The organism is Curvibacter gracilis ATCC BAA-807 (assembly GCF_000518645.1).
In the GTDB taxonomy this organism is placed as follows: domain Bacteria; phylum Pseudomonadota; class Gammaproteobacteria; order Burkholderiales; family Burkholderiaceae_C; genus Curvibacter; species Curvibacter gracilis.
Map to the genome: position 1 here is coordinate 372,012 of NZ_KI912466.1, position 23,529 is coordinate 395,540.

General features: G+C 66.3%; 21 protein-coding genes and 2 tRNA genes. 15 read left to right on the forward strand and 8 right to left on the reverse strand.

Features of this window, described 5'->3' with window-relative positions; translation table 11 throughout:
* Positions 1 to 69: 69 nt before the first annotated feature.
* The 4 genes from L880_RS0127285 to L880_RS0127300 all read left to right on the forward strand — a co-directional run bounded on the left by L880_RS0127285 (position 70) and on the right by L880_RS0127300 (position 4,229).
* Positions 70 to 987, forward strand: a complete 918-nt coding sequence (locus tag L880_RS0127285) for a YicC/YloC family endoribonuclease (protein ID WP_084461702.1) — start codon at positions 70 to 72, stop codon at positions 985 to 987.
* Positions 988 to 1,021: 34 nt separating this feature from the next.
* Positions 1,022 to 1,642 (forward strand): guanylate kinase, encoded by a 621-nt coding sequence (gene gmk / locus L880_RS0127290; RefSeq protein WP_019577157.1) that lies wholly within the window; start codon positions 1,022 to 1,024, stop codon positions 1,640 to 1,642.
* Positions 1,643 to 1,658: 16 nt separating this feature from the next.
* Positions 1,659 to 1,859, forward strand: a complete 201-nt coding sequence (rpoZ, locus tag L880_RS0127295; RefSeq protein WP_027478290.1) for a DNA-directed RNA polymerase subunit omega — start codon at positions 1,659 to 1,661, stop codon at positions 1,857 to 1,859.
* A 96-nt stretch (positions 1,860 to 1,955) separates the two neighbouring features.
* The gene (locus L880_RS0127300) at positions 1,956 to 4,229 is read left to right on the forward strand and encodes a RelA/SpoT family protein (protein ID WP_027478291.1); all 2,274 of its coding nucleotides are present in this window, start codon (positions 1,956 to 1,958) and stop codon (positions 4,227 to 4,229) included.
* A 17-nt stretch (positions 4,230 to 4,246) separates the two neighbouring features.
* Here the strand turns inward: L880_RS0127300 and greB are convergent, their stop codons facing one another.
* Positions 4,247 to 4,816 carry a transcription elongation factor GreB gene (gene greB / locus L880_RS0127305; protein ID WP_027478292.1) on the reverse strand — a complete coding sequence of 190 codons (570 nt, stop codon included), beginning with the start codon at positions 4,814 to 4,816 and terminating at the stop codon, positions 4,247 to 4,249.
* A 247-nt stretch (positions 4,817 to 5,063) separates the two neighbouring features.
* Between greB and L880_RS33785 the strand changes: the two genes are divergently transcribed.
* Both L880_RS33785 and pap read left to right on the forward strand, forming a co-directional pair.
* Positions 5,064 to 5,315: a hypothetical protein gene (locus tag L880_RS33785; protein WP_043330814.1), complete on the forward strand. Its 252-nt coding sequence runs from the start codon at positions 5,064 to 5,066 to the stop codon at positions 5,313 to 5,315.
* A gap of 30 nt (positions 5,316 to 5,345) precedes the next feature.
* On the forward strand, positions 5,346 to 6,914 hold the full coding sequence (gene pap, locus L880_RS0127315) for a polyphosphate:AMP phosphotransferase (protein WP_027478293.1): 1,569 nt from the start codon (positions 5,346 to 5,348) through the stop codon (positions 6,912 to 6,914).
* A 163-nt stretch (positions 6,915 to 7,077) separates the two neighbouring features.
* On the opposite strand, the gene L880_RS0127320 is transcribed toward pap, so the two are convergent.
* A tRNA-Arg gene (locus tag L880_RS0127320) sits at positions 7,078 to 7,154 on the reverse strand.
* A 455-nt stretch (positions 7,155 to 7,609) separates the two neighbouring features.
* Here L880_RS0127320 and L880_RS35970 point away from each other — a divergent pair.
* Positions 7,610 to 7,822 carry a hypothetical protein gene (locus L880_RS35970; protein WP_157463081.1) on the forward strand — a complete coding sequence of 71 codons (213 nt, stop codon included), beginning with the start codon at positions 7,610 to 7,612 and terminating at the stop codon, positions 7,820 to 7,822.
* 12 nt (positions 7,823 to 7,834) lie between these two features.
* Positions 7,835 to 8,254 carry a Rap1a/Tai family immunity protein gene (locus L880_RS0127325; RefSeq protein ID WP_027478294.1) on the forward strand — a complete coding sequence of 140 codons (420 nt, stop codon included), beginning with the start codon at positions 7,835 to 7,837 and terminating at the stop codon, positions 8,252 to 8,254.
* A 7-nt stretch (positions 8,255 to 8,261) separates the two neighbouring features.
* Here the strand turns inward: L880_RS0127325 and L880_RS33790 are convergent, their stop codons facing one another.
* Entirely contained in the window at positions 8,262 to 8,894 is a 633-nt protein-coding gene (locus tag L880_RS33790) for a TetR/AcrR family transcriptional regulator (RefSeq protein ID WP_051443631.1), read from the reverse strand.
* A gap of 130 nt (positions 8,895 to 9,024) precedes the next feature.
* On the opposite strand from L880_RS33790, the gene L880_RS0127335 reads away from it, so the two are divergent.
* Positions 9,025 to 10,311, forward strand: a complete 1,287-nt coding sequence (locus tag L880_RS0127335; protein ID WP_027478295.1) for an MFS transporter — start codon at positions 9,025 to 9,027, stop codon at positions 10,309 to 10,311.
* A gap of 293 nt (positions 10,312 to 10,604) precedes the next feature.
* On the forward strand, positions 10,605 to 12,470 hold the full coding sequence (locus L880_RS0127340; RefSeq protein WP_027478296.1) for a subtype B tannase: 1,866 nt from the start codon (positions 10,605 to 10,607) through the stop codon (positions 12,468 to 12,470).
* 204 nt (positions 12,471 to 12,674) lie between these two features.
* On the opposite strand, the gene L880_RS0127345 is transcribed toward L880_RS0127340, so the two are convergent.
* Positions 12,675 to 12,751: transfer RNA gene (locus L880_RS0127345), tRNA-Ile, on the reverse strand.
* 46 nt (positions 12,752 to 12,797) lie between these two features.
* The gene (gene hrcA, locus L880_RS0127350) at positions 12,798 to 13,802 is read right to left on the reverse strand and encodes a heat-inducible transcriptional repressor HrcA (protein WP_019576040.1); all 1,005 of its coding nucleotides are present in this window, start codon (positions 13,800 to 13,802) and stop codon (positions 12,798 to 12,800) included.
* A gap of 29 nt (positions 13,803 to 13,831) precedes the next feature.
* Between hrcA and L880_RS0127355 the strand changes: the two genes are divergently transcribed.
* The 3 genes from L880_RS0127355 to rapZ are packed head-to-tail and all read left to right on the forward strand — an operon-like array spanning position 13,832 to position 17,298.
* On the forward strand, positions 13,832 to 14,728 hold the full coding sequence (locus tag L880_RS0127355; RefSeq protein WP_027478297.1) for an NAD kinase: 897 nt from the start codon (positions 13,832 to 13,834) through the stop codon (positions 14,726 to 14,728).
* Between the two features lie 2 nt (positions 14,729 to 14,730).
* On the forward strand, positions 14,731 to 16,443 hold the full coding sequence (gene recN, locus L880_RS33795; RefSeq protein ID WP_051443632.1) for a DNA repair protein RecN: 1,713 nt from the start codon (positions 14,731 to 14,733) through the stop codon (positions 16,441 to 16,443).
* Positions 16,444 to 16,446: 3 nt separating this feature from the next.
* Positions 16,447 to 17,298, forward strand: a complete 852-nt coding sequence (gene rapZ / locus L880_RS0127365) for an RNase adapter RapZ (RefSeq protein ID WP_027478298.1) — start codon at positions 16,447 to 16,449, stop codon at positions 17,296 to 17,298.
* Between the two features lie 17 nt (positions 17,299 to 17,315).
* Here rapZ and mutY read toward each other — a convergent pair whose 3' ends face one another.
* From mutY to mutM, 3 genes are all read right to left on the reverse strand, one after another.
* Complete coding sequence (gene mutY / locus L880_RS0127370) at positions 17,316 to 18,371, reverse strand: A/G-specific adenine glycosylase (protein WP_027478299.1); 1,056 nt, start codon at positions 18,369 to 18,371, stop codon at positions 17,316 to 17,318.
* Positions 18,372 to 18,375: 4 nt separating this feature from the next.
* Entirely contained in the window at positions 18,376 to 20,331 is a 1,956-nt protein-coding gene (locus L880_RS0127375) for a dynamin family protein (protein ID WP_019576045.1), read from the reverse strand.
* A 77-nt stretch (positions 20,332 to 20,408) separates the two neighbouring features.
* Positions 20,409 to 21,224 carry a bifunctional DNA-formamidopyrimidine glycosylase/DNA-(apurinic or apyrimidinic site) lyase gene (gene mutM, locus L880_RS0127380; protein ID WP_027478300.1) on the reverse strand — a complete coding sequence of 272 codons (816 nt, stop codon included), beginning with the start codon at positions 21,222 to 21,224 and terminating at the stop codon, positions 20,409 to 20,411.
* A gap of 38 nt (positions 21,225 to 21,262) precedes the next feature.
* On the opposite strand from mutM, the gene L880_RS0127385 reads away from it, so the two are divergent.
* Together L880_RS0127385 and L880_RS0127390 are read left to right on the forward strand one after the other, a co-directional pair.
* On the forward strand, positions 21,263 to 23,014 hold the full coding sequence (locus L880_RS0127385) for a tetratricopeptide repeat protein (protein WP_245615397.1): 1,752 nt from the start codon (positions 21,263 to 21,265) through the stop codon (positions 23,012 to 23,014).
* Complete coding sequence (locus tag L880_RS0127390) at positions 23,011 to 23,529, forward strand: lipoprotein insertase outer membrane protein LolB (protein WP_043330816.1); 519 nt, start codon at positions 23,011 to 23,013, stop codon at positions 23,527 to 23,529. The genes L880_RS0127385 and L880_RS0127390 overlap by 4 nt, the downstream gene beginning before the upstream one ends.

Here is a 23,529-nt window from a genome sequence, read left to right on the forward strand (position 1 = left end):
GGAGATAGACGGGACGGGCACCCCGTCCAGGCGGGATAATCCCTGTATTGATTTATGTAATAGAACCCAATGCCAGTTTACAGCATGACCGGTTACGCCACTGCCCAGCAGGACGTGGCCACCCCTGAGGTCGGCGGCGACGCCAAAAGCAGTGCCACCACCCGGTTCGGCCTGGAAATTCGCGCTGTGAACAGCCGCTTTCTGGACCTGAGCTTCCGGCTGCCCGAAGAGTTGCGCCAGCACGAGCCCGCCTTGCGCGAGCTGCTGACCGCCAAGCTCAAGCGCGGCAAAGTCGAGGTGCGCGCCGCGCTCGAGCAAGAAGGCGGCGACGGCCTGAAAGAGCCGACCACCCGCCAGCTGCAGAAGCTCAATGCCATCCAGGACCAGGTGCGGGCCTGGCTGCCCCAGGCCACGCCTCTGAGCGTGGCCGACGTGATCCGCCTGGGCGGCTCGGACACCCATACCCTGCTGCCCAGCGCCGAAGAGGTGCAGGCCCTGGCCGCCAAGGTGGTCAAGGAGCTGCTGTCGGCGCGTCAGCGCGAAGGCGCCCGCCTGAGCACCATGCTGCAAGACCGCATCGGCCAGCTGCGCGCCCTGGCGGCCCAGGCCACGCCGCTGGTTCCGCAACTGGTGGAACAGCAGCGCCAGCGCTTTCTGGAGCGCTGGAAAGAGGCCATGAACCTGACCGAGGGCAGCACCCTGCCCGAGGCCGCCCAGGACCGCGCCCTGTCCGAAGCCACGGCCTTTGCCATCCGCATCGATGTGGCCGAAGAGATCACCCGCCTGGATTCGCACCTGGACGAGCTCGAGCGCCTGCTCGGCAAGGGCGGCGAGCTGGGCAAACGGCTCGACTTCCTGATCCAGGAACTGCACCGCGAGGCCAACACCCTGGGCTCGAAATCGGCCGCCCTGGAACTGACCCGCATCAGCGTGGACATGAAGGTGCTGATCGAGCAGATGCGCGAACAAGTCCAGAACATCGAATAAGCCCCCCGAGCCCAACCCAGACCCTGACCTCATCATGGATTACCCAGGAAACCTGTTTGTCGTGGCCGCCCCCAGCGGGGCCGGCAAGTCCAGCCTTGTGAAGGCTCTGCTGGAACTGGACTCGCGTGTCCAGCCCTCCGTGTCGCACACCACCCGGCCGCCGCGCGGCCAGGAAAAGCACGGCCGCGAGTACTTCTTCGTGTCCCAGCCCGAATTTGATTCGATGGTGGCCAACAACGCCTTCATCGAGTGGGCCCATGTGCATGGCAACCGGTATGGCACCTCGAAAAAGGCCATCGAGGAGCGAATCGCCGAAGGCGCCGACGTGGTGCTGGAGATCGACTTCCAGGGCGCCATCCAGATCAAGAAGGCGTTTGCCAACGCCATCCTGATCTTCATCCTGCCGCCCAGCTGGGAAGAGCTGCGCTCGCGCCTGGAGCGCCGCGGCGAAGACGCCCCGGACGTGATCGAACTGCGCCTGAAGAACGCCGCGGTCGAGATGGCGCAGGCCTCGAAATTCGACTTCGTTATAATCAACGAATTGTTTGAGCGCGCCCTTTTCGACATGAAAGCCGTGGTGCACGCCCAGCGTCTCAAGTATGCAGCCCAGCGACGCGCCCGGGCTGACACCTTCCACTCACTGAACATAGCCTAGCCGGCGGAGAACCCTCATGGCACGCATTACCGTTGAAGATTGCCTGGTCAATATCCCGAACCGCTTCCAGCTGGTTCTGGCGGCCACCTACCGTGCCCGCATGCTGAGCCAGGGCCACTCGCCCAAGATCGAAAGCAAGAACAAGCCCGCCGTGACCGCCCTGCGTGAAATCGCTGAAGGCAAGATCGGCCTGGAAATGCTCAAGAAGGTTCCCTGAACCCGTTCGCGCCCCTGGCGCCGAAAAAGCACCGCAGCTGCGGTGCTTTTTTTTGCCCTTTCTCCCACTCATCCCTGACAGCGCTACATTAGAAGCATGACTGCGGTGCTGCCCTCTTCCTCTGCCACGCCTCCGAAAAGTGCTGCCGCGGCCGCCGGCTCCACCACGACCGCCGCGGCCAACGCTGCTGCGGCAAGCTTTGCCGCCCTGGTCGACGGCCTGGGCTACCTGGGCCCGGCCGGCATCGAGCAGGTGCGCCAGGCCTACCGGTTTGCCGACGCCGCCCACCTGGGCCAGTTGCGCAACAGTGGCGAACCCTACATCACCCACCCCATCGCCGTGGCGGCCCAGTGCGCCGTCTGGAAGCTCGATGCCCAGGCCCTGATGGCGGCCCTGCTACACGACGCGCTGGAAGACTGCGGCGTGACCAAGGCCGAACTGGTCGACCGCTTCGGCCTGCAGGTGGCTGAGCTGGTGGACGGGCTGACCAAGCTGGACAAGCTGCAGTTCAACACCCGCGAAGAGAACCAGGCCGAGTCCTTCCGCAAGATGCTGCTGGCCATGGCGCGCGATGTGCGGGTGATCCTGATCAAGCTGGCCGACCGCACGCACAACATGCGCACGATGTCGGACATGCCCAAGAGCAAATGGGGCCGCATCGCCTCCGAGACGCTCGACATCTATGCCCCGATCGCCCACCGCCTGGGGCTGAACCAGACCTACCGTGAACTGCAGGACCTGTCGTTCCGCCACCTGCACCCCTGGCGCTACGCCATCCTGGCCAAGGCCGTGGCCAAGGCCCGCAGCCGACGCCGCGACCTGATCCAGAAGGTGCAGGCCGATGTCGATGCCGCCTTTGCCACGCTGGGCATGCGCATCCGCATGGCCGGGCGCGAAAAAACCCTGTATTCGATCTATTGCAAGATGGACGAAAAGCACCTGAGCTTTGCCCAGGTGACCGACATCTACGGCTTTCGCATCATCGTGCCGGGCATCACCGACTGCTACACGGCGCTCGGCGTGCTGCACCAGATGTACAAGCCGGTGCCGGGCAAGTTCAAGGACCACATCGCGATTGCCAAGGTGAACGGCTACCAGTCGCTGCACACGACGCTGGTGGGCCCCTCGGGCATCAACATCGAGTTCCAGATGCGAACCGAGGAGATGCACATGGTGGCCGAAGCCGGTGTGGCCGCCCACTGGCTGTACAAGGCCTCCGACCACGAAGGCGATCCGTCCGAGCGCCTGGGCACCCAATGGCTGCAGTCGCTGCTCGACATCCAGAACGAAACCCGCGATGCCGCCGAGTTCTGGGACCACGTCAAGGTCGACCTCTTCCCCGATGCCGTCTATGTGTTCACGCCCAAGAGCCAGATCATGGCGCTGCCACGCGGCGCCACCATCGTCGACTTTGCCTACGCCATCCACAGCAACATTGGCGACCGCACCGTGGCGGGCAAGATCAATGGCGAGCAGGTGCCGCTGCGCACCGAACTCAAGAACGGCGATGTGGTCGAGGTGGTCACCGCCCCGGTGTCCTCACCCAACCCGGCCTGGCTGGGCTTTGTGCGCACCGGGCGGGCCCGCTCCAAGATCCGCCATTACCTGAAGACACTGGCCCAGACCGAGTCTGAATCGCTGGGCGAAAAGCTGCTGATCCAGGCCCTGCGCGCCGAGGGCATCGACCGGCTGCCGGAAACCCGTGACCCGCACTTCCCGGGCATCTGGGACAAGCTGCTGCGCTTCACCGGCAACAAGACGCGCAGCGAACTGATGACCGACATCGGCCTGGGCAAGCGCATTGCCAGCATGGTGGCCAAGCGCCTGACCGTGCTGATGACCGAGGGCGGCGAAAAGCGCGATGCCCTGCTGCTGACGCGCGAACGCTACACCTCGCATGAAAAGCTGTCGCAAGGCGCCGTGCTGCTCGATGGCAGTGAAAACGCCTCGGTCAAGTACGCCCCCTGTTGCCGCCCCATCCCTGGCGACGCCATCGTCGGCTACCTGGGCCGTGGCGAGGGCCTGGTGGTGCACACCGCCGACTGCGCCACCGCCAAGCGCCTGCAGCACAAGGACAGCGAACGCTTCATCGCGGTGGACTGGGCCGACGAGCCCGTGCGTCCATTCGAGACCGGGCTGGTGGTCACCGTGACCAATGGCAAGGGCGTGCTGGCCCGCGTGGCCGCCGATCTGGCCGCCTCCGAGGTGGACATCACCCATGTGGACATGGGTGATGAGGGCCCGGCCAGCACCGCCGAGCTGCGCTTTCTGGTGTCGGTGCAGGACACCCCGCACCTGGATGCCGCCCTGCGCCATCTGCAGCGCACGCCCACCGTGCTGCGGGCAGCGCGCATCAAGCCCGGGGCCTGACGGACGAGCAGGCGGGCTCAGCCCGCCGCGACAGGCGCCGGATAGACCACCTGCAGGATCTCGATGTCGCGGGCCCCCGAGGGCGTGATCAGCTTGACCACGTCTCCTTCACGGGCCTTGAGCAAGGCGCGCGACACCGGCGAGATCCAACTCACCTGCCCCGAGGCACTGTCGGCCTCGTCGATGCCCATGATGGTGACCGTGCGCTGCACCCCCTCGTCGTCTTCGTAGGTGACCGTGGCACCGAAGAACACCTGATCGCTGCCGTGGTGCACGCTGGGGTCGGTGACCTCGGCGATCTCCAGGCGCTTGGTCAGAAAGCGGATGCGGCGGTCGATCTCGCGCAGGCGCTTTTTGCCGTACAGGTAGTCGCCGTTTTCCGAACGGTCGCCATTGCTGGCCGCCCAGTGCACCACATCCACCACCTTGGGCCGCTCTTCGTCAATCAACTGGAACAGCTCGTCACGCAGCCGCTGGTAGCCCGCAGCCGTGATGTAGTTGCGTGTGCCCGCAGGCAGGGCCGGCAGACCCAGGTCTTCGTCATCGTCCGCCCCGGATTCCGACTCTCGCGTGAACGCCTTGCTCATGATCTCCTCGTCAACAAGCTCGCCAACCATCCCGGCCAGCGACTGACCCCAGGCCCGTGGTGGGCTGGGCCGCATGGGCCCGAGTGTGCACGATTCCACCGCCCCTCCGGGCCAAGCCGTCTGATCGAGGTCGATTTGACCCGAGCTTGCCCCACATCAATCCAGCAGTCCACACAGGCCTGGCAGCAATCGATACATTCAGTGCAGGCCTTGCCCCAGGAAGGCATCGGGCCCCGGAAAGGAATCCATGCCCACCGAAGCCATTCAAGCTGAGCGCCGCGCGCGGTCCGATCTGCGCGCGATCTTCCTCGAAGCCTTTGAGATGCTCTCGCCGTTTTTTTCGCAGCAAAATGGCTGGGGCAGCGCCAGCTCCCACGATCACCTGGCCTACCGGGCGTTGAAAGAGCGGTTTCCGATGCTCAGCGCCCAGGACTGCCTGGTGCTGGTGATGACGGCCAAGCGCCTGCCACCTCAGGGGCGCCCCATCGGCAAGCCCTGAGCCCCTTCTTGCCCACAGGAGCCTGTCCCGATGTTTGAATCTGCCGAGCTGGGCCACAAGATCAGCAAAGCCGCCTACAAGGCCGCCGTCCCCGAATTGCGCACGGGCCTGCTGCAGGCCCAGGCTGAGCTGTATGAGAAAAAGCCCTTCCCCGTGCTGCTGCTGATCAGCGGTCAGGACGGCGCCGGCAAGGGCGAAGCCATCAACCTGCTCTACGAGTGGATGGACTCGCGATTCCTGTCGACCCTGGCCTTTTCCGAGCCGACGGACGAGGAACGTGAACGCCCCCCGATGTGGCGCTATTGGCGCTCGCTGCCGCCCAAGGGGAGGCTGGGCATCTTTGCTGGATCCTGGTACTCGGACCCGATCCGACAACGCATCGCAGGCGAGATCACCCTGCCCGAGCTGGATGCCCGGGCCGCCCAGATCAACCGCTTCGAGGCCATGCTGGCCCAGGAGGGCGCTCTGATCCTGAAGTTCTGGTTCCACCTCACCAAGGACGCGCAGCGCGAGCGCCTCAAAGCCCTGGAGAGCGACCCGCGCACGGCTTGGCGCGTCAGCCGCTGGAACTGGGATCGGCTCAAAACCTACGACCAGCTGCAGGATGCCGCCGGCCACCTGCTGCGCATCACCAACACGGCCCAGGCGCCCTGGATCGTGCTGGAGGGCAATGACGACCGCTACCGCTCACTGACCGTGGGGCAGTTGGTGCTCAAGGCGCTGCGCGAACGCCTGGCCCAGCCCGCTGCCACCAACGCACCGCCGCCCCCCGCAGCCCCCCTGCTGCGGGTGGACACCGACGGGCGCAATGTGCTGTCGCAACTCGACCTAGCCCGCTCCCTGGCCGACAAGTCGTACAAGACCGAGCTGGCGCATTGGCAGGGGCTCCTGGCCGAGCTGGTGCGCCACCCAGGCTTTCGCCAGCGTGCCCTGGTCTGCGCCTTCGAAGGGCCGGACGCAGCGGGCAAGGGCGGCGCCATACGCCGCATCGGCGCGGCCTTGGATGCGCGCCAATACCAGGTGATTCCGGTGGCCGCCCCCAGCGAGGAAGAGCGCGCGCAACCCTATCTGTGGCGCTTCTGGCGCCACCTGCCCCGCCAGGGCAACATCAGCATCTTCGACCGCACCTGGTACGGTCGCGTGCTGGTGGAACGCATTGAGGGCTTTTGCAGCGAAGCCGACTGGCAGCGCGCCTACTCCGAGATCAATGACTTCGAGCACGAGCTGGCCGATGCCGGCACCATCGTGGTGAAGTTCTGGCTGCAGATCAGCCAGGAGGAACAGCTGCGCCGCTTCCAGGAGCGTGAAGCCATTGATTTCAAGCGCTTCAAGATCACCGAGGAAGACTGGCGCAACCGCGAAAAATGGGATGCCTACCAACAGGCCATCTGCGACATGGTGGAGCGCACCAGCACAGGCAACGCTCCCTGGACCCTGGTGGAAGCCAATGACAAGAACCACGCCCGCGTGAAGGTGCTGCGGACATTGTGCGAGCGGCTCGAAGCCGAACTGGAGTCCAGCAAAGCGGTGAAGACCAAAGCACGCAAGCCCGAGGCCAAACCTGAAACAGCAACCCGCAAAAAGCCCAAGAAGGCCTGACGCCCGAGGCCAGGCCAGGCCAGGCCAGGCCAGGCGGGCCCAGCCGACGGGCCGGGCCTGGATGGCCCGGCATGGCACATGTGCCAGGTTGGCAGCACATGGCCCCAAGCGGATGCCGGAAACGAAAAAGCCCTAGAACATTTCTGTTCTAGGGCTTGTCGTTTGGTGCGGCTGGCAGGATTCGAACCCACGACCCCTTGGTTCGTAGCCAAGTACTCTATCCAACTGAGCTACAGCCGCTGAGCTTTGTATTCTAACCTGATTTTTTTGCGTGCTTTGCGAAGTTTGAAAAATTTTTCTTACTTGCTTTGCATCGCTTGGCTTCAGGCCAGAAGCGCTTCGTTGTGCGAAGACCGCTATTATGCACGACTTTCGAGCCCACTCGGGGAAACCCGGAATTTTTTTGATCTTTTGCCAAAAGACCCAGCCGCTTGGGCGACCACCATGAATCTGCAGCCGCGGTGCCCCGAAGGCGCCGGAATTGGGCAAAATCTAAGCTCACAAGGAGGTGGCAGCATGAGCCAGATGGGGAGCGGTCGATGGCACGGGTGACTTGCCGTGAATGCGGAACGGCGTACGCGTCTGATGCGTTCGTGTGCCCTCATTGCAAGGCGTGGCGTGGCGAAGCCGGCACGGGCGCACACCCCTCCAGCGAGCCGTCCAACCGCATTCTTCAGACCGTGGCAATTGCGCTGATGGCTGCCACACTGTTGTGCACCATCGGGCTGATGCTGCTGTGGAACTCCACCCCCCTGCCCTCGGCCCGCCCACCCGAGACCAGCCGGCCACCAGCCCAGGAACTGGCGCACGCTGACACCACCGGACTGGCATCCACAGGGGCTGGCAGTGCAGACACCTCGGGACGGCCCAGCCCTCAGCCCACCCCCACACTCCGACCATCGCCCTGATCACTGCAGCCCATGCTCCCACCCTCCTCCCGTCATGCCAAGGCCTCTGCCATCCGCCCCACCAGCGCCTGGGTGCGCCAGGGCATCGCCGCCTTGTTGGGCGGCCTGATCTGCGTGGGGGCCAGTGCCGAATTCATCGACGGCGCCGAACTCAATCGCTGGTCGGAAGCCTACGAGCGGCAACGCCAGGGCCTGCAAAGCGCCAAGGATGGCCGCGACATCCTGATGTTCATGGGCTATGTCATGGGGGTCTGGGACGCCACCCTGGGGGACCGCGACTTTCTGTGCACGCCCGACGATTTTGCGTCGATGCAGATGTACCAGATCGTGGCCAAACACGTGCGCGATCACCCCGAGAAATGGGGCCTGCCGGCCGACTACCTGATCCGCGAAGCCGCCTTGCGCACCTACCGCTGCAAAAACAAGAACTGAACCTGTCTCAGCAGGGTTCGGATTCAGGTGAAGGCGCTCCGGGCTCGGCGCCGCCGGGTGTCGGTGCCAGTGAAGCCAGCACGCCACGCACCTGATCAAGCACCTCGTCGGCCAGCGCCCGGTCGGCCTTGACCACGCCGCGCGAGATCGCATTGGCCCCGACAAAGGCGGCCACGAACACGCTGGCCAGCGCGGCCCGCTGCGCCGCATCCATCGTGTCGGGCAGCACCGACTCGACGCCGGCACGGAACTCGACAAAGGCCTCGGCAAAGCTCTGGCTCAGTTGCTCTCCCTGGCGCCCCGTCTCACAGGCTGTGGCGATCAAGGGGCACCCGGCCTCCAGGTCGTCGCGCCGGCGTGGGTTGAGGTAGGCCTTGAGGTAGGTGTCCACATCGCGCTCCCCCCCGGGCCGTGGTGCATTGACCCGGTCAAAACCCCGCCGGAATGCGTGGCTGAAAGCCTGGGCCGCCAGGTCCTGCTTGTCGGCAAAGTGCTTGTACAGCGCACCGGGCGTCAAGCCCGCCTCCCGGCTCACCTCGGCCACGCCGATGCCGTCGATCCCGTGCTTCTTGAACAGCCTGCCGGCTGCATCCAGCAAGGCCTGCCGGTTTTGCTGCGCCTGCTCCTTGGTCACTTTCATGGCTGAACACCTCGTTGACACTTTTTGATATCGACCATTATCATAAACACCCTCAACCCACACAACCTGAAGCCAGCCGCCTCGCTCAACCATCGGCGAAGCAGCCCTTCACCCTGAAGGACGCCACCGCATGCTCGCACCCCGTCTGGCTTTGTATCTGAAACACCTGGGCATCCATTACGCCTGGGTGATCGCGGCCCTGACTTTTCTGGCCATGCTGGTCACCTCGGCCGCCCTGGGGTTGCCCGGCGCCTTGATGCAGCCGCTGAGCCAGGAGTTTGGCTGGACCACCACCGAGTTGTCCTCGGTCTTTGCCATCCGTTTTGCACTGTATGGGCTGCTGGGGCCCTTTGCCGCCATGGTGCTGATGCGCTATGGTGTGTCGCGCATGGTGGCCATTGCCGCGGCGGTGATCGCCAGCGCCTTGCTGCTGGGGGTGTTCATGCACAGCCTGGGGCAGGCCTTTGCGCTGTGGGGCCTGCTGCTGGGCGTGGGCACCGGCCTGACCGCCATGGTGCTGGGCGCCACGGTGGCCAACCGCTGGTTTGTGCAACGCAAGGGCCTGGTGATGGGCCTGCTGGCCGGCAGCAGCGCCACAGGGCAGCTGGTGTTCCTGCCGCTGGTGGTCTGGCTCATCGAGCAATACGGCTGGCGCTGGGCCCTGGCCCCGGTGATTGCGGCCTCGTTGGGGGTGTTTGTGCTGATGCTGCTGTTCATGCGCGACCACCCGTCCGACCTGAAGCTCAATGCCTACGGCGCCCCCGCGGGTGAGGCCATCCAACCCCCTGCGGCCAAAGCCGACTGGGGCCTGCCGCTGCGCACGCTGGCCAGCGCCTCCAGGGTGCCCTCATTCTGGGTGCTGGCGGGCAGCTTCTTCATTTGCGGGCTGAGCACCAACGGCCTGATCCAGACCCATTTCATCTCGCTGTGTGGCGACAACGGCCTGGGGGCGGTGCCGGCTGCGTCGGTGCTGTCGATGATGGGGCTGTTCGACCTGGTGGGCACCACCCTGTCGGGCTACCTGTCTGACCGCTACGACAGCCGCAAGCTGCTGTTCTGGTATTACGGGCTGCGTGGGCTCTCGCTGTTCTGGCTGCCGTATTCCGAGTTCACCCTGGTCGGCCTGTCGATGTTTGCCGTGTTCTACGGGCTCGACTGGATCGCCACCGTGCCCCCCACCGTGAAGCTGGCCGCCTCCGAGTTCGGCCCCGAACGCGCCAGCGTGGTCTTTGGCTGGGTCTTTGCCGCCCACCAGTTGGGCGCCGCCACCGCCACCTACGGCGCCGGACTGTCGCGCTCGGTGCTCGCCTCGTACACACCGGCCCTGTTCGTGGCCGGCGGGGCCTGCCTGATCGCAGCGGTGATCATCATGCGGCTGCAGCCTGCCGCCGCACGCGCCAGCCAAGCTCAGCGCTGACCCCAGGCCCTTGATCCGGGCCTCTGGGCCTCTGGGCCTCTGGGGCTCTGGGGCTCTGCAGTGGCCCCGCCCCCAGGGCCGATCCAGGCCCTATCGGCACCGGCGTGATAACCAAGGGAGTTCACGCCCACCGATTCAGCATCTTTTCAGATGTGCGGCATCTCTCAAGAATCCGTCCACTTGCAGGGCACAAGCACCCGAGCAAGAAGACGGAGAGCACACCAGCGGCCAGCCCCACCCGGGCCCGCCCTGGGCCGTGATGCCCGACCACCACCACATCTGAAGAGACAAACATGACCCAGCACTTTCCCTTGCGCACCCTGGCCGGCACTGTCGCGGCCCTCACGGCCGCCGGCATCCTGACCGCCTGTGGCGGCGGCGGTGGCGGCAGCAGCTTGTTCGGCGGCGTCTACGACAGCCAGTTGGCCTTCGACAAGTCCAAGTACACGACCATCACCGTCACCCTCGACGGCGTGAGCACCCCCGTGCGCTGGTACCGCGAGGTGTGCTATGTCGCCAAACCCATGAAGCTGGCCCCCACGCAATCGGCCGGCGCGGTGGACAACCAGGCCTGCGGCTACCAGAACATGAACATCTTCGTGCGCGAGGTTGACGCGGCACGCCAGGACAACGCCATCCTGCTCAACGTCAACAACGCCGGCTGGCTGGCCAGCTACCAGGGGGGCAAGGGCGGATGGAACGGCACCGACGCGATCACCAGCGCCAACTACAGCGGCGCCGACATCGTGAACGGCGGCAGCTACGTCAGCAACAGCGACACCGACAAGAAAGGGGCTGCGCTGGCGCGTGGCTTCGTCTACATCAACATGGCCTCGCGCAGCCGGGGGGCCGTGGCCCCCGCAGGCGTCTACACCGATGGCATCTACCAGGGCAAGGCCCCGGCCGCCATCGTGGATGCCAAGGCCGCCGTGCGCTACCTGCGCCTCAACGACAGCCTGATGCCAGGCAATGCCAGCCGCATCGTGGTCAACGGCACCAGCGGTGGCGGCGCCCAAAGCACCCAGCTCGGTGCCACCGGCGACAGCACCGACTACCTGCCCTACCTCAAGGCGGTGGGCGCAGCAGGCATCGACATCAACGGCAACAGCACCACCCTCAGCGACAAGGTCTACGCCGTCGTGGCCTACTGCCCCATCCAGGACCTGGGCAGCGCCGACCTGGCGTATGAGTGGATGTTCAACGTGCTCAACACCCGCAGCCTGGTGTCGGCAGACCAGAAAGCCGGCCTGATCGTCGATGCCAACGGCAACGAGCTGGTGCGCGCGTCCAACCCCGATCCGAGCGGCAGCGCCACCCTGATGAACAAGTTTGTGGCCTACCAGGCCAGCCTGGGCCTGAAAAACGACGACGGCAGCGCGCTGACCACCGACAACATGCTGACCGCCCTGCAAAGCGAGATCACGAAAGCAGCCAGTGCCTACGTCAAATCGGGCAAGGCCTTCGTCGCTTACAACGCCAACGGCAGCGCTGCCGCCAATGGCGTGGCCGGCGGCAGCGGCACCCTTTACTACAAGAACGACTTCATCAACGTGGATGCCAGCGGCGCCGTCACCTTCTTCAACTTTTCGAACTACCTGAAGTTCGTGGCCAAGCAGGCTCGCCTCAAGGCCCTGCCCGCCTTCGACCAGCTCGGCCAGACCCCCGCCCTGGCCGCCACCGCGACCAGCGACACCACCAAGGCCGGTGCCACCATCTACGGCAACTACAGCGGCGGCGAATCCAACCTGTTCGGCACGGCCGCCCAGGTGTACTCCAACTTCACCGAGTACGCCTGGAACAACAACAACGGCGGCGACGCCATCAACGCCACGCAAAGCGATGTGGGCCTGAAGAACACCGGCTACACCTGGGCCAGCAACCCGCAACAGGCGTACCTGCTGAACCAGTACAAGCTGATCAACGCCCTGCCCTACATCGGCAAGACCGACGGCATCACCCCCCACTGGCGCATCCGAGTCGGTGCACGCGACCGCGACACCTCCTTCACCGTGGCCTACAACATCAGCCGCGCCCTCAAGGCCGACACCAAGGTCAAGAACGTGGACTACGCCCTGTTCTGGGACCAGGGCCATGCGGGCAACTACGACGTGCAGGACGCCTTCAACTGGATCGACCAGCGCCTGGCGGCGGGGAACTGAGGCCGGATTGCGGCGGATCGCCCCAGGCAGGCCGTTGACGGGCTTTGGGCGCCCCAGCCATCCCCAGTCGAATTGCGACCGCTCTGACGCCCTGAACGCCGGGCCTGCCACCCCAGGACAAGAAGCGACTTACAAATCACCGACATCGCCCGCCCAAGAAAAAACCGCGCTACCTATTCGATAGCGCGGTTTCCTTGTCTAGCTTGGTAGGGCGTGAGGGACTTGAACCCGCGACCAAAGGATTATGAGTCCTCTGCTCTAACCAACTGAGCTAACGCCCCCCAACCTGAGCCCGTGACCGGGTCAGGATCTTTGTATTGTAAGAGGCTACTTGTTGTGGCTCAGGGCGTTGGTGACCAATTTCGCCGTGATGTCGACGATCTGGATCATGCGGTCGTAGGGCATGCGGGTGGGGCCGATGACGCCGAGGGTGCCCACGATCTGGCCGTCGACCTCGTAGGGGGCGCTGACGACCGAGAGTTCTTCGAAAGGCACGGTCTTGCTTTCGCCGCCGATGAAGATGCTCACGCCGTCGGCCTGGCTGGAGATGTCGAGCAGGCGCATGAGCTGGGTTTTCTGCTCGAACAGGTCAAAGGCCCGGCGCAGATGGCCCATGTCGCCCGAAAAATCGCTGACCGACAGCAGGTTGCGTTCACCCGAGATGACGACCTCGTCCTGGGCCTGGGTGAGGGCGTCCGAGCTGACATTGACGGCGGCCTGCATGAGGGCCGCGATCTCGGCGCGCAGGCTTTCGACCTCGCCCTTGAGCCGTTCGCGCACCTGCTCGATGGCCAGGCCCGCGTAGTTGGCGTTGAGGAAGTTGGCCACCTCCAGCAGCTGGGATTGGGTGTAGTCGGCCTCGGTGAAGATGACGCGGTTCTGCACGTCGCCATCGGGCGAGACGATGATCACCAGCAGACGGCGGTCGGACAGGCGCAGAAACTCGATGTGGCGAAACACCGAGGTGCGCCGGGGGGCCATGACCACGCCCACGAACTGAGACAGGTTGGACAGCAGGTGGGCCGCATTGGCGATCACCTTCTGGGGTTGTTCGGGGGCCAGTTGGGGCGTCAACAATTGTTCACGCTGCACTGTCAACATGGTGTCCACGAACAGCCGATAACCCCGCGCCGTGGGAATGCGACCGGCCGAGGTGTGGGGGCTGGCGATCAGGCCCAGATCCTCGAGGTCGGACATGACGTTCCGGATGGTGGCGGCCGACAATTCCAGGCCCGAGGCCTTGGACAGCGTGCGCGAACCGACCGGCTGGCCGTCGGCGATGTAGCGCTCGACCAGAGCTTTCAACAACAACTTGGAACGGTCATCGAGCATGGCGCGATTTTAATGATGTAATTTATCGAATGAAGTCCAAATTCCACCACGTTGCCCTGATCGGCAAGTACCAGACTCATGGGCCTGGCGCCAATGCCGTCAACTCGCGTCAGGTGCTGGATGACATCGCGCATTTTCTGGCCCGTCAAGGCTGTGAGGTGGTGCTGGAAAGCGAGACCCAGGCTAACACGGGCTTGGGCTCTTACGCCACGCTCAGCGTCGAAGAAATCGGCACACGCTGCGATCTGTGCCTGGTGGTGGGTGGCGACGGCACCATGCTGGGCATAGGCCGCAGGCTGGCCTGTCATGGCGTGCCCTTGATCGGCATCAACCAGGGGCGGCTGGGTTTCATCACCGACATCCCCCTGGAGAACTACCAGACCACGCTGCGCCCCATGCTGCGTGGCGAGTACGAAGAAGACCACCGCAGCCTGATGCATGCGCAGGTGATGCGCGACGGCCATGTGGTGTTTGATGCCCTGGCCTTGAATGACGTGGTGGTCAACCGGGGTGGCACCTCGGGCATGGTCGAGCTGCGGGTGGAGGTGAACGGCCATTTTGTGGCCAACCAGCGCGCTGACGGGCTGATCATCGCCTCGCCCACCGGCTCCACCGCGTATGCGCTGTCGGCCGGCGGGCCCTTGATGCACCCGTCCATCCCGGGCTGGATCCTGGCGCCGATTGCCCCGCACACGCTGTCCAACCGTCCCATCGTGCTGGCCGACACGGGCGAGGTGGCGATCGAGATCGTGAGCGGGCGCGACGTGAGCGCCAATTTCGACATGCAATCGCTGGCCTCGCTGATGCTGGGCGACCGGATCATCGTGCGCCGCTCGGTGCACCGGGCCCGGTTTCTGCACCCGCGCGGCTGGAGCTACTTTGACACCCTGCGCAAGAAAATGCACTGGAACGAGGGAGGTTCCTGACCGTGGCGCTCAAACGCATAGCCCTTCGCGACTTCGTGATCGTGGAGCAACTCGAACTGGACCTGGCGCAGGGCTTCACGGTGCTCACCGGCGAGACCGGCGCCGGCAAATCGATCCTGATCGACGCGGTGCAACTGACGCTGGGCGCCCGGGCCGATGCCACGGTGGTGCGTGACGGTGCGGCCCGTGCCGACCTGTGTGCCGAGTTCGACCTGACACCCGAGGTGCGCCAATGGCTCGAAGAGGCCGCCCTGGAGGGCGACGACCACAGCCTGTTGCTGCGCCGCACGGTGGATGCCCAGGGCAAGAGCCGCGCCTGGATCAATGGCACCCCGGCCACAGCCACCCAGCTGCGCCAGCTGGGCGACCTGCTGCTCGACATCCACGGCCAACACGCCTGGCAAAGCCTGACCCGACCCGAGTCGGTGCGCAGCCTGCTGGACGCCTATGCCCAGATCGACACCCGCGCCATGCAAACCAGCTGGCAACAGTGGCGCACGGCGCTGAGCGCGCTGGAGCACGCCCGCGCGGCCCAGGCCACGCTGCTGCGCGAGCGTGAACGCCTGACCTGGCAGATCGGCGAACTGGACAAACTGGCCCCTGGGGCCGACGAGTGGGACGAACTGAGCAATCAGCACACCCGCCTGTCCCACATGCACACCTTGCTGGAGGCCGCCCAGGGCGCCATCGAAACCCTGGAAGCCGAAGACGGCGGCGCCGTGGCCCTGCTGGCCCGCGCCCAGGCCCGCCTGCAAGACCATGAGCACCTGGAGCCCGAGTTCAAGGCCATTGCCGATGTGCTGGCCTCCAGCCTGGCCCAGGCCGAGGATGCGGCGCACTCGCTCAACGCCTGGTTGCGCCGCACCGACCTCGACCCCGACACCCTGGCCGAGCTCGACCAGCGCCTCACGCAGTGGATGGGCCTGGCACGGCGCTACAAGCGCCCCCCGGCCGACCTGCCCGCCCTGCTGGCCGACTGGAAGCGCGAGTTGCAGACGCTGGACGCCGCGGCCGATCTCGACAAGCTTGAAAGTGCCGCCGCGCAGACCGAAAAAGCCTTTCTGGCCGAAGCGCGGCAGGTCTCGCGCCAGCGTGCCGTGGCCGCGCCGCAGCTGTCGCGGGCCATCACCACCGCCATGCAGTCGCTGGGCATGAAGGGCGGCCGCTTCGAAGTGGCCCTGCCCTCCGCCGCCAGCCCTGGTGCCAGCGGGCTGGAAGACGTCGAGTTTCTGGTGGCCGGGCATGCCGGCACCACACCCCGGCCGGTGGGCAAGGTGGCCTCGGGGGGCGAGCTGTCGCGCATTGCCCTGGCGATTGCCGTCACCACCAGCCGCCTGGGCCAGGCCCAGACGCTGATCTTCGACGAGGTGGATTCGGGTGTGGGCGGCGCCGTGGCCCAGACCGTGGGCCAGTTGATGCGCCAACTGGGGCAAGACCGGCAGGTGTTGGCCGTGACCCACCTGGCCCAGGTGGCCGCCTATGCGCACCAGCACCTGCAGGTGTCCAAGCTGTCGGGGGCCGGTGGCACCCGCAGCAGCGTGGCCCCCATCAGCGCCGACAACCGGGTGCAGGAGGTGGCGCGCATGCTGGGTGGCGACGCGCAGTCGGCCGCCTCGCTGGCCCATGCCCGCGAAATGCTGGACCGGGTGCCGCCGGGCGCACTGCCTGAACCCGTTGCCGTCGCTGCGCCTGTGGCGCGCAAGAAAAGGGCCTGAGCCATGGAAATCGTCCTCATCACCGGCATGTCCGGCTCGGGCAAATCGGTGGCGCTGCACGCGCTCGAAGACGCCGGTTTCTACTGCGTGGACAACCTGCCCCCCGAGTTGTTGCAACCCCTGGTGGCCCTGGAGCAGGCCCACCACGCCCACAAACTGGCCATTGCGATGGATGTGCGCAGCGCCACCTCGCTGCCCCAGGTGCCGCAGCAGCTGCGCGCCCTGCGCGACGCGGGCATCACGGTGCGGCCACTGTTTCTCGATGCCACCACCGACATCCTGGTGCGGCGCTACTCCGAGACCCGGCGCCGCCACCCGCTGTCGCAGGGCGCCACGCAAGAACGCGCCCTGGTGCAGGCCATCGAACTCGAGCGCGAGCTGCTGGCCGACCTGCGTGAGCAGGCCCATGTGATCGACACCAGCTTCATCCGGGCGGCCCAGTTGCAGCGCCACGTCAAGGACCTGGTCTCGGCGCCGGCCAGCCAGCTGACGCTGGTGTTTCAATCGTTTGCGTTCAAGCGCGGCATTCCGGTCGATGCCGATTTTGTGTTCGACGTGCGCATGCTGCCCAACCCGCACTACGAACCCGAGCTGCGCGCCCTCACCGGCAAAGACCAGCCTGTGGCCGATTACCTGGCCGCCAGCCCCCCGGTGGGGGAGATGCAGCGCCAGGTGGCCGAATTTGTGGCCAACTGGCTGCCCTCCATGGCCAGCGATCACCGCAGCTACGTCACCGTGGCCGTGGGCTGCACCGGGGGCCAGCACCGCTCGGTGTACCTGGTCGAGCAGCTGTCACGGCATTTCGCGGCCGACTGGGTCACCCTGACCCGCCACCGCGAACTCGACAGCCACTGAGCCCCCCAGTCACTGGATCACTGCGCCTCGAACAGGCGCCGCACCGGCGCCGGCAATCCCAGGGCCGGCCAGTCGCTCGCGGCCACCCAGCGCCCTTCCAGGCCCGGCACCGGGGGCTGGTCGACCTGCTCGCAGCGCCATTGCACCGGGTGCAAATACAGATCGCGGTGGGTGAGCACATGCAGAAAAGCCGGCAGTGCCTGCACCGACAGGCCGGCCGGGCTGGCCGGCAATGCGGCCTCGCTGTCAAACACGGGCAGGCACTCCAGCCCGGCCCAGATGCCTTTTTGCGGGCGCCGCTGCAGCCACACCTGGCCCTGCGGGCCCACCGGCCACAACAGCCACCAGCTTTCGGCACGCCGCTTGAGTTTGCGGGTGCGCACCGGGTAGCGCTCGGGCTCGCCCTCGGCCAAGGCCTTGCACGTGGCCTGCAGCGGGCACAGCAGGCAGGCCGGCTTGCGCGTGGTGCAGACCGTGGCGCCCAGGTCCATCAGGCCCTGGGTGTAGGCCGGCATGTCGGGTGAGCGATCGGCATCGCCGCCGGTGGCGGGCGCCTCGGGCAGCAAACCGGTGGCCAGATCCCACAGGCGGCGCTCATGGGCCGCCACCGCCAGGTCGTCACCAAAGCCCAGGGCCCGGGTCAGCACCCGCTTCACATTGCCGTCCAGGATCGCCACCCGCTCTTCAAAGCAGAAGGAGGCGATGGCCGCCGCCGTCGAGCGGCCAATGCCTGGCAGGGTGGCCAGCAGCTCGGCGCTGCGCGGAAACGCCCCGCCATGCCGCTCGACCACCTGGCGCGCGCAGGCGTGCAGGTTGCGCGCCCGGCTGTAATAGCCCAGGCCGCTCCACAGGCCCAGCACCTCGTCCTGCTCGGCTGCGGCCAGCGCGGCCACATCGGGAAAGCGCGCCAGAAAGCGGTCGAAGTAGTCCAGCACGGTCGACACCTGCGTCTGCTGCAGCATGATTTCCGACAGCCAGACCCGATAGGGGTCGCGGGTGTTTTGCCAGGGCAGATCATGGCGCCCATGCTCGCGCTGCCAACGGACGACCCGTTGGGCCAGTGTTTCGGTCATTTGCTCACCCGGTGATGGTTTCAGGGCGCTGGGGCACCTGGTCGACCGCTTCGAGCAGGTCTTCGGTCAGGCCTTGCAACTGGCGCGACTGGCGCTCAAGCTGCTGCTCACTGGCCTCGATTTCGGCAATGCGGTCGGCCAGGCTGGTGGCCGCCTGCTGGATGCGGTCGATCGCCTCCAGCCGGCGGATGAAGCTGCGGCGGCGCTCACGCACCTGGGCGTCCATCTGCGCCATGGCGGCCCGGCTCCAGAGCTCCAGGTCGTTGGCGGCAGACTCCAGCACCACGCGCAGGCGCGTGCCCAGGGCCCGCACCAGGCGCTCGCCAAACGCCGGCTGGGCCAGGCGCAGCACATTGCCCAGGCTCAGGTACTGCAGGTGATTGCTCTCGATGCGCAGCAGTTCGGCCTCGTAGCGGGTCATGTCGGGGGCGGTGGGCACCTGCAGCGAAAAGCCATACTCGGCATTGAACTGCTTGAACGAACTCGACAGCATGGTCTGCAACTCGCCGCTGGCGCTGATGGCGCTTTTCAGCACCCGACGCAGCTCCGCAAAGGTGTCCAGGTAGGCCTTGCGCGCGCCCAGCTTGATGCCGGGCTGGCGCAGGGCCTGCGCCAGCTGGCTGAGGATGATCTTCAGGTTGCTGGCCGACAGCGTCTGCAAGGCCTCGCGCTGCAGCTTCAGGTGCACCGATTTGACGGCCTGCACCCGGGCATTGCTCTCGTCGAACTCGCCCTGCTCCTGCTCGATGCGGATGCGCATGCCATGGATCACCGAGGCGTTCTTGCCACGCAGGCCGTTGAGCTCGAGCATCTGCTCGGCCAGATCGCGGCGGCGGATGTTGAACACGCGCCCCAGTTCGGTTCGCAGATCGCCCACGCCCTGCGCCACCGCCTGCTGAAGAATCGCCCGGCGGCTGCCCAGCAGGCCTTGTCCCAGCGCGTCCTCCAAGGCGGGCAGGCGGCTGGCGGCCAACAAGGATGCGTCGTTCGACACCTTGGCCACCAGGCCCTTCTGGGCCGATACGGCCAGCACCTGTTCGACCGGCACGCCCAGCATCTCGGCCGACTGGGCACGCTGGCGCTGGATCTGGGCTTCGATCTGCTCGGGGCTGCTCAAGGCATCCCACAGGGTGTCGATCTTGTTGAGCACCACCAGGCGCGACACCGACGAGCCCTCGGGCGGCGCCAGGTGATCACGCCACATGGTGAGGTCAGAGCGGGTCACGCCGGCATCGGCGGCCAGGATGAACACCACGGCGTGCGACTGCGGGATCAGGCTGACGGTCAACTCAGGTTCGGCCCCGACCGCGTTCAGCCCCGGGGTGTCGAGGATCACCAGGCCCTGCTCCAGCAGCGGGTGTGCCAGGTTGATCAGCGCGTGGCGCCAGCGGGGCACCTCGATCAGGCCGGCGGCATCGGGCAAGGGGTTGTCTTCAGGCGTTTCGTCATGCCAGAAGCCCAGCGCCCGCGCCTCGTCCTGGCTGACCCGGATCACCTCCGAGACCTTCTCCAGGGTTTGCGCCAGGGCTTCGGGGTCTTGCAGGTCGAGGTCGATGCGGGTCCACTGTGCGGCCCGCTCGCGCCACTCGGCCAGGGCCAGGGGCTCGAGCCGGGTCTGTACCGGCAGCAGGCGCAGGCAGGCCGGCAGATCCGGTTCGTAGCCCAGCTCGGTCGGGCACATGGTGGTGCGGCCGGCCGCGGCCGGCATGATGCGGCGGCCGTAGCCGGCGAAGAACAAGGCGTTGATCAGCTCTGATTTGCCGCGGGAGAACTCGGCCACAAAGGCCACAGTGACCTTGTCGGCCCGCACCTGGGCCTCCAGGCGCTGCAGCTGGCCCTGCACGGCGGCATCTGCCAGGCGGTGCGTGCGCGCCCATTCGCCCAGCTGCTTCAGGCGCAGCGCGAAATCACGCCGCCAAGCCCCATGCTGGTCAAATTGTTCATTGAAAGTTGTGCCCACGGCGGCCCCGAAACGATGTGCGATTGACTATAGCATCGGCCCCCTTGGCGCCAAGGCTTGCGCTCAGGCCCGCACGCTCAGGCATGTTGGCATTGGGGGCAATAGAAGGTGGAGCGCTGGCCCTGCTTGAGCTGCCTGACCAAGGTGCCGCAGGCCCGGCAGGGCTGCCCGGCGCGCCCATACACCATGGCCTCGAGTTGGAAATACCCCGACTGCCCCTCGGCGTTGCTGAAGTCGCGCAGGGTGCTGCCCCCTTTTTCGACCGCCCGCGCCAGCACATCCCGGATGGCACCGTGCAGGCGGCGCGCCCGTGCCAGGCTGATGCGATCGGCCCGGGTGGTGGGGCGGATGCCCGCCAGAAACAGGGCCTCGGACGCATAGATGTTGCCCACACCCACCACCACATCCCCCGCCAGCAGCACCTGCTTGATGGCCGAACGCCGCTGGCGCAAACCGGCGTGAAAGTTCTCAACCTGGAAATCATCGCCCAGCGGCTCCAGGCCCAGGTGGTCCAGCAGCTTGCGAGCCACAGGGTCCGACTCATCACGGGCGTGCACCACCGCGCCGAAGCGGCGCGGGTCGTGCAGACGCAGCAGGCCCTGGCTGGTGTGCAGGTCGAAATGGTCGTGCACCCCCGCCGGGGTGGCGGCCGCACCGAAAGTCACACTGCCCGACATGCCCAGGTGCAACAACAACAGGCCCTGATCCAGATCGAGCAACAGGTACTTGCCGCGCCGCCGCACCCGCAGCACACGCCGCCCCACGAGGGCGGACGGCTCGCAGCCCAAGGGCCAACGCAGCGGCTTGCCCAGGCTGGCGGAGAGCACTTCTGCACCGGCGATGCGATCGGCAAAACTGCGCCGGGTGACTTCAACTTCGGGTAATTCGGGCATCGCACATTTCGTTTGCAAGCATGGATTATTATGAGTCGATGAAGCCTTTTCGCCGCTTGGTTCCTGTTGCCGCCGCCGTCCTGCTGGCCCTTGTTCAGCCTGTCCAGGCCCAGACGCCTCCCGCGCCCGCGCCGCAGCGCGAAGCCCCCGAGCCACCGTCGCTCATGGATGCCCAGCTGTTCTACGAGATCCTGCTCGGCGAGATGAATGCCAAGGGCGCTGACCCGGCCACAGGCTTTGCACTGCTGCTCGACAGCGCCCGCCGCACCAACGACAGCCGTCTTTACCAGCGCGCCATGGAGATTGCACTGCAGGCCCGCTCAGGCGAGTCGGCGCTGCAAGCGGCTCAGAACTGGCGCCTGGCCCAACCCGAGTCCCGCGAGGCCAATCGCTACGTGCTGCAGATCCTGCTGGCACTGAACCGGGTGAGCGACTCGATCCCGGCGCTGCAACGCGAACTGGCCCTGGCATCGGCCACGCAAAAACCCCAGTTGCTGGCGGCCATCCCGGCCCTGTACGGCCGGGTTGGCGACCGCGCCCTGGCCGCCAAGGTGGTGGAAGAAGCCCTCGACAAAGAGCTGCGCCACCCCGAGATGGCCGGCGACGCCTGGGCAGCAGTGGGCCAATTGCGGCTGGCCGCCGGGCAGACCCCGCAGGCGCTGGAAGCCGCCCAGACCGGCTTGAAGCTGCAACCAGCCTCCGAGGCACCGGTTCGGCTGGCCCTGCAGATCATGGGCCCCAAGACGCCCGCGGCAGAAACCCTGGTCAGAGGCTACCTGGACAGGTACCCCCAGAAGGGTGAGATGCGGATCGCCTATGCCCGCACCTTGCTGGATGCGCAGCGTTACAACGAAGCGCAGCAACAACTCACCACGGTCACCATCAACCAACCGGAGCTGGCCGAGGCCTGGCTCATCCTGGGCGCTCTGCAGACCGAGGAGAACCAGCAGGCCCAGGCCCAGAAGTCTCTGGAGCGCTACCTGGGCCTGGCCAGCGCCCAACCCGAGGGCGAGGCACGCCAGCGCGGGCTGTCGCAGGCCTACCTGTCGCTGGCCCAACTGGCAGAGAAGCGGCAAGACTACGCGGCGGCCAACGCCTGGTTGAGCAAGATCGACAGCCCTTCGCTGCAGACCACGGCGCGCACCCGGCGGGCCGCCATCCTGGGGGCCCAGGGCAAGGTCGACGAGGCCCGTGCGCTGCTGCAAACCCTGCCCACCAACACCCCCAGCGAAGCACGCACCCGGCTGATGGCTGAAGTGCAGCTGCTGCGCAGCCAGAAGGCCTACGAAGCCGCCCTGCAATTGCTGGACTCGGCCCTGCAGTCCAGCCCAGACGACACCGACCTCATGTACGACCTGGCCATGATGGCCGAGAAGCTGGGGCGCTTCGACCAGATGGAAAAGCTGCTGCGCGACATCATTGCGCAACAGCCTGAAAACCAGAACGCCTACAACGCTCTCGGCTACTCGCTGGCCGATCGTGGCTTGCGCCTGGACGAGGCACACCAATTGGTGACGAAAGCGCTGGAACTGGCCCCCAACGATCCCTTCATCAGCGACAGCCTGGGCTGGGTGGAATTCAAGCGTGGCCGTTTGCAGGACGCCATCCAGATCCTGGACAAGGCGTTCCAGAGCAAACCCGACCCCGAGATCGCCGCCCACCTGGGTGAGGTACTGTGGGTCGCCGGTCAGCGCAGCCGTGCCACCGCGATCTGGAAACAAGGGCTCTCATTGGGCCGGGACAACGAAACCCTTCAGGACACGATGCGCCGGTTCAACGTCAAGCCATGACGCCCGAACCACTGCGCCTGCGCAGGCGCCTCGTCTTTGCGGGCGTGTTGTCGCCGCTGGGCTTGCTGGGCTGCGCCAGCGGCAGGCGCGCCTCACCCGACGACGGCAGCCCGCGCCCGGCCCACCTGTGGAGCGGGCGCCTGGCCTTGAAGGTGGAGGGCGACGCCCCCCAATCCTGGTCGGCCAGTTTTGAGCTGCTGGGCACGCCCGATCAGGGCTCGCTCGAGCTGTTCAGCCCGCTGGGCAGCACGGTGGCCCACCTTGAATGGACGCCTGATCAGGCACTTTGGCAGGCGCGCGGCGAGACCCGCCGTTACGCCACGCTGGCCCAACTGGCCGCCGACGCCACCGGCACGCCCGTGCCGATCACGGCACTTTTCCATTGGCTGCAAGGTCAGCAGCCCAAGCTGCCTGGCTGGCAGGCCGACCTCAGCCAACTCGACAACGGACGCCTGACAGCCCGGCGCGACCAGCCTCAGCCCGCCCTCGAATTGCGCATCGTGCTGGACCGCTGA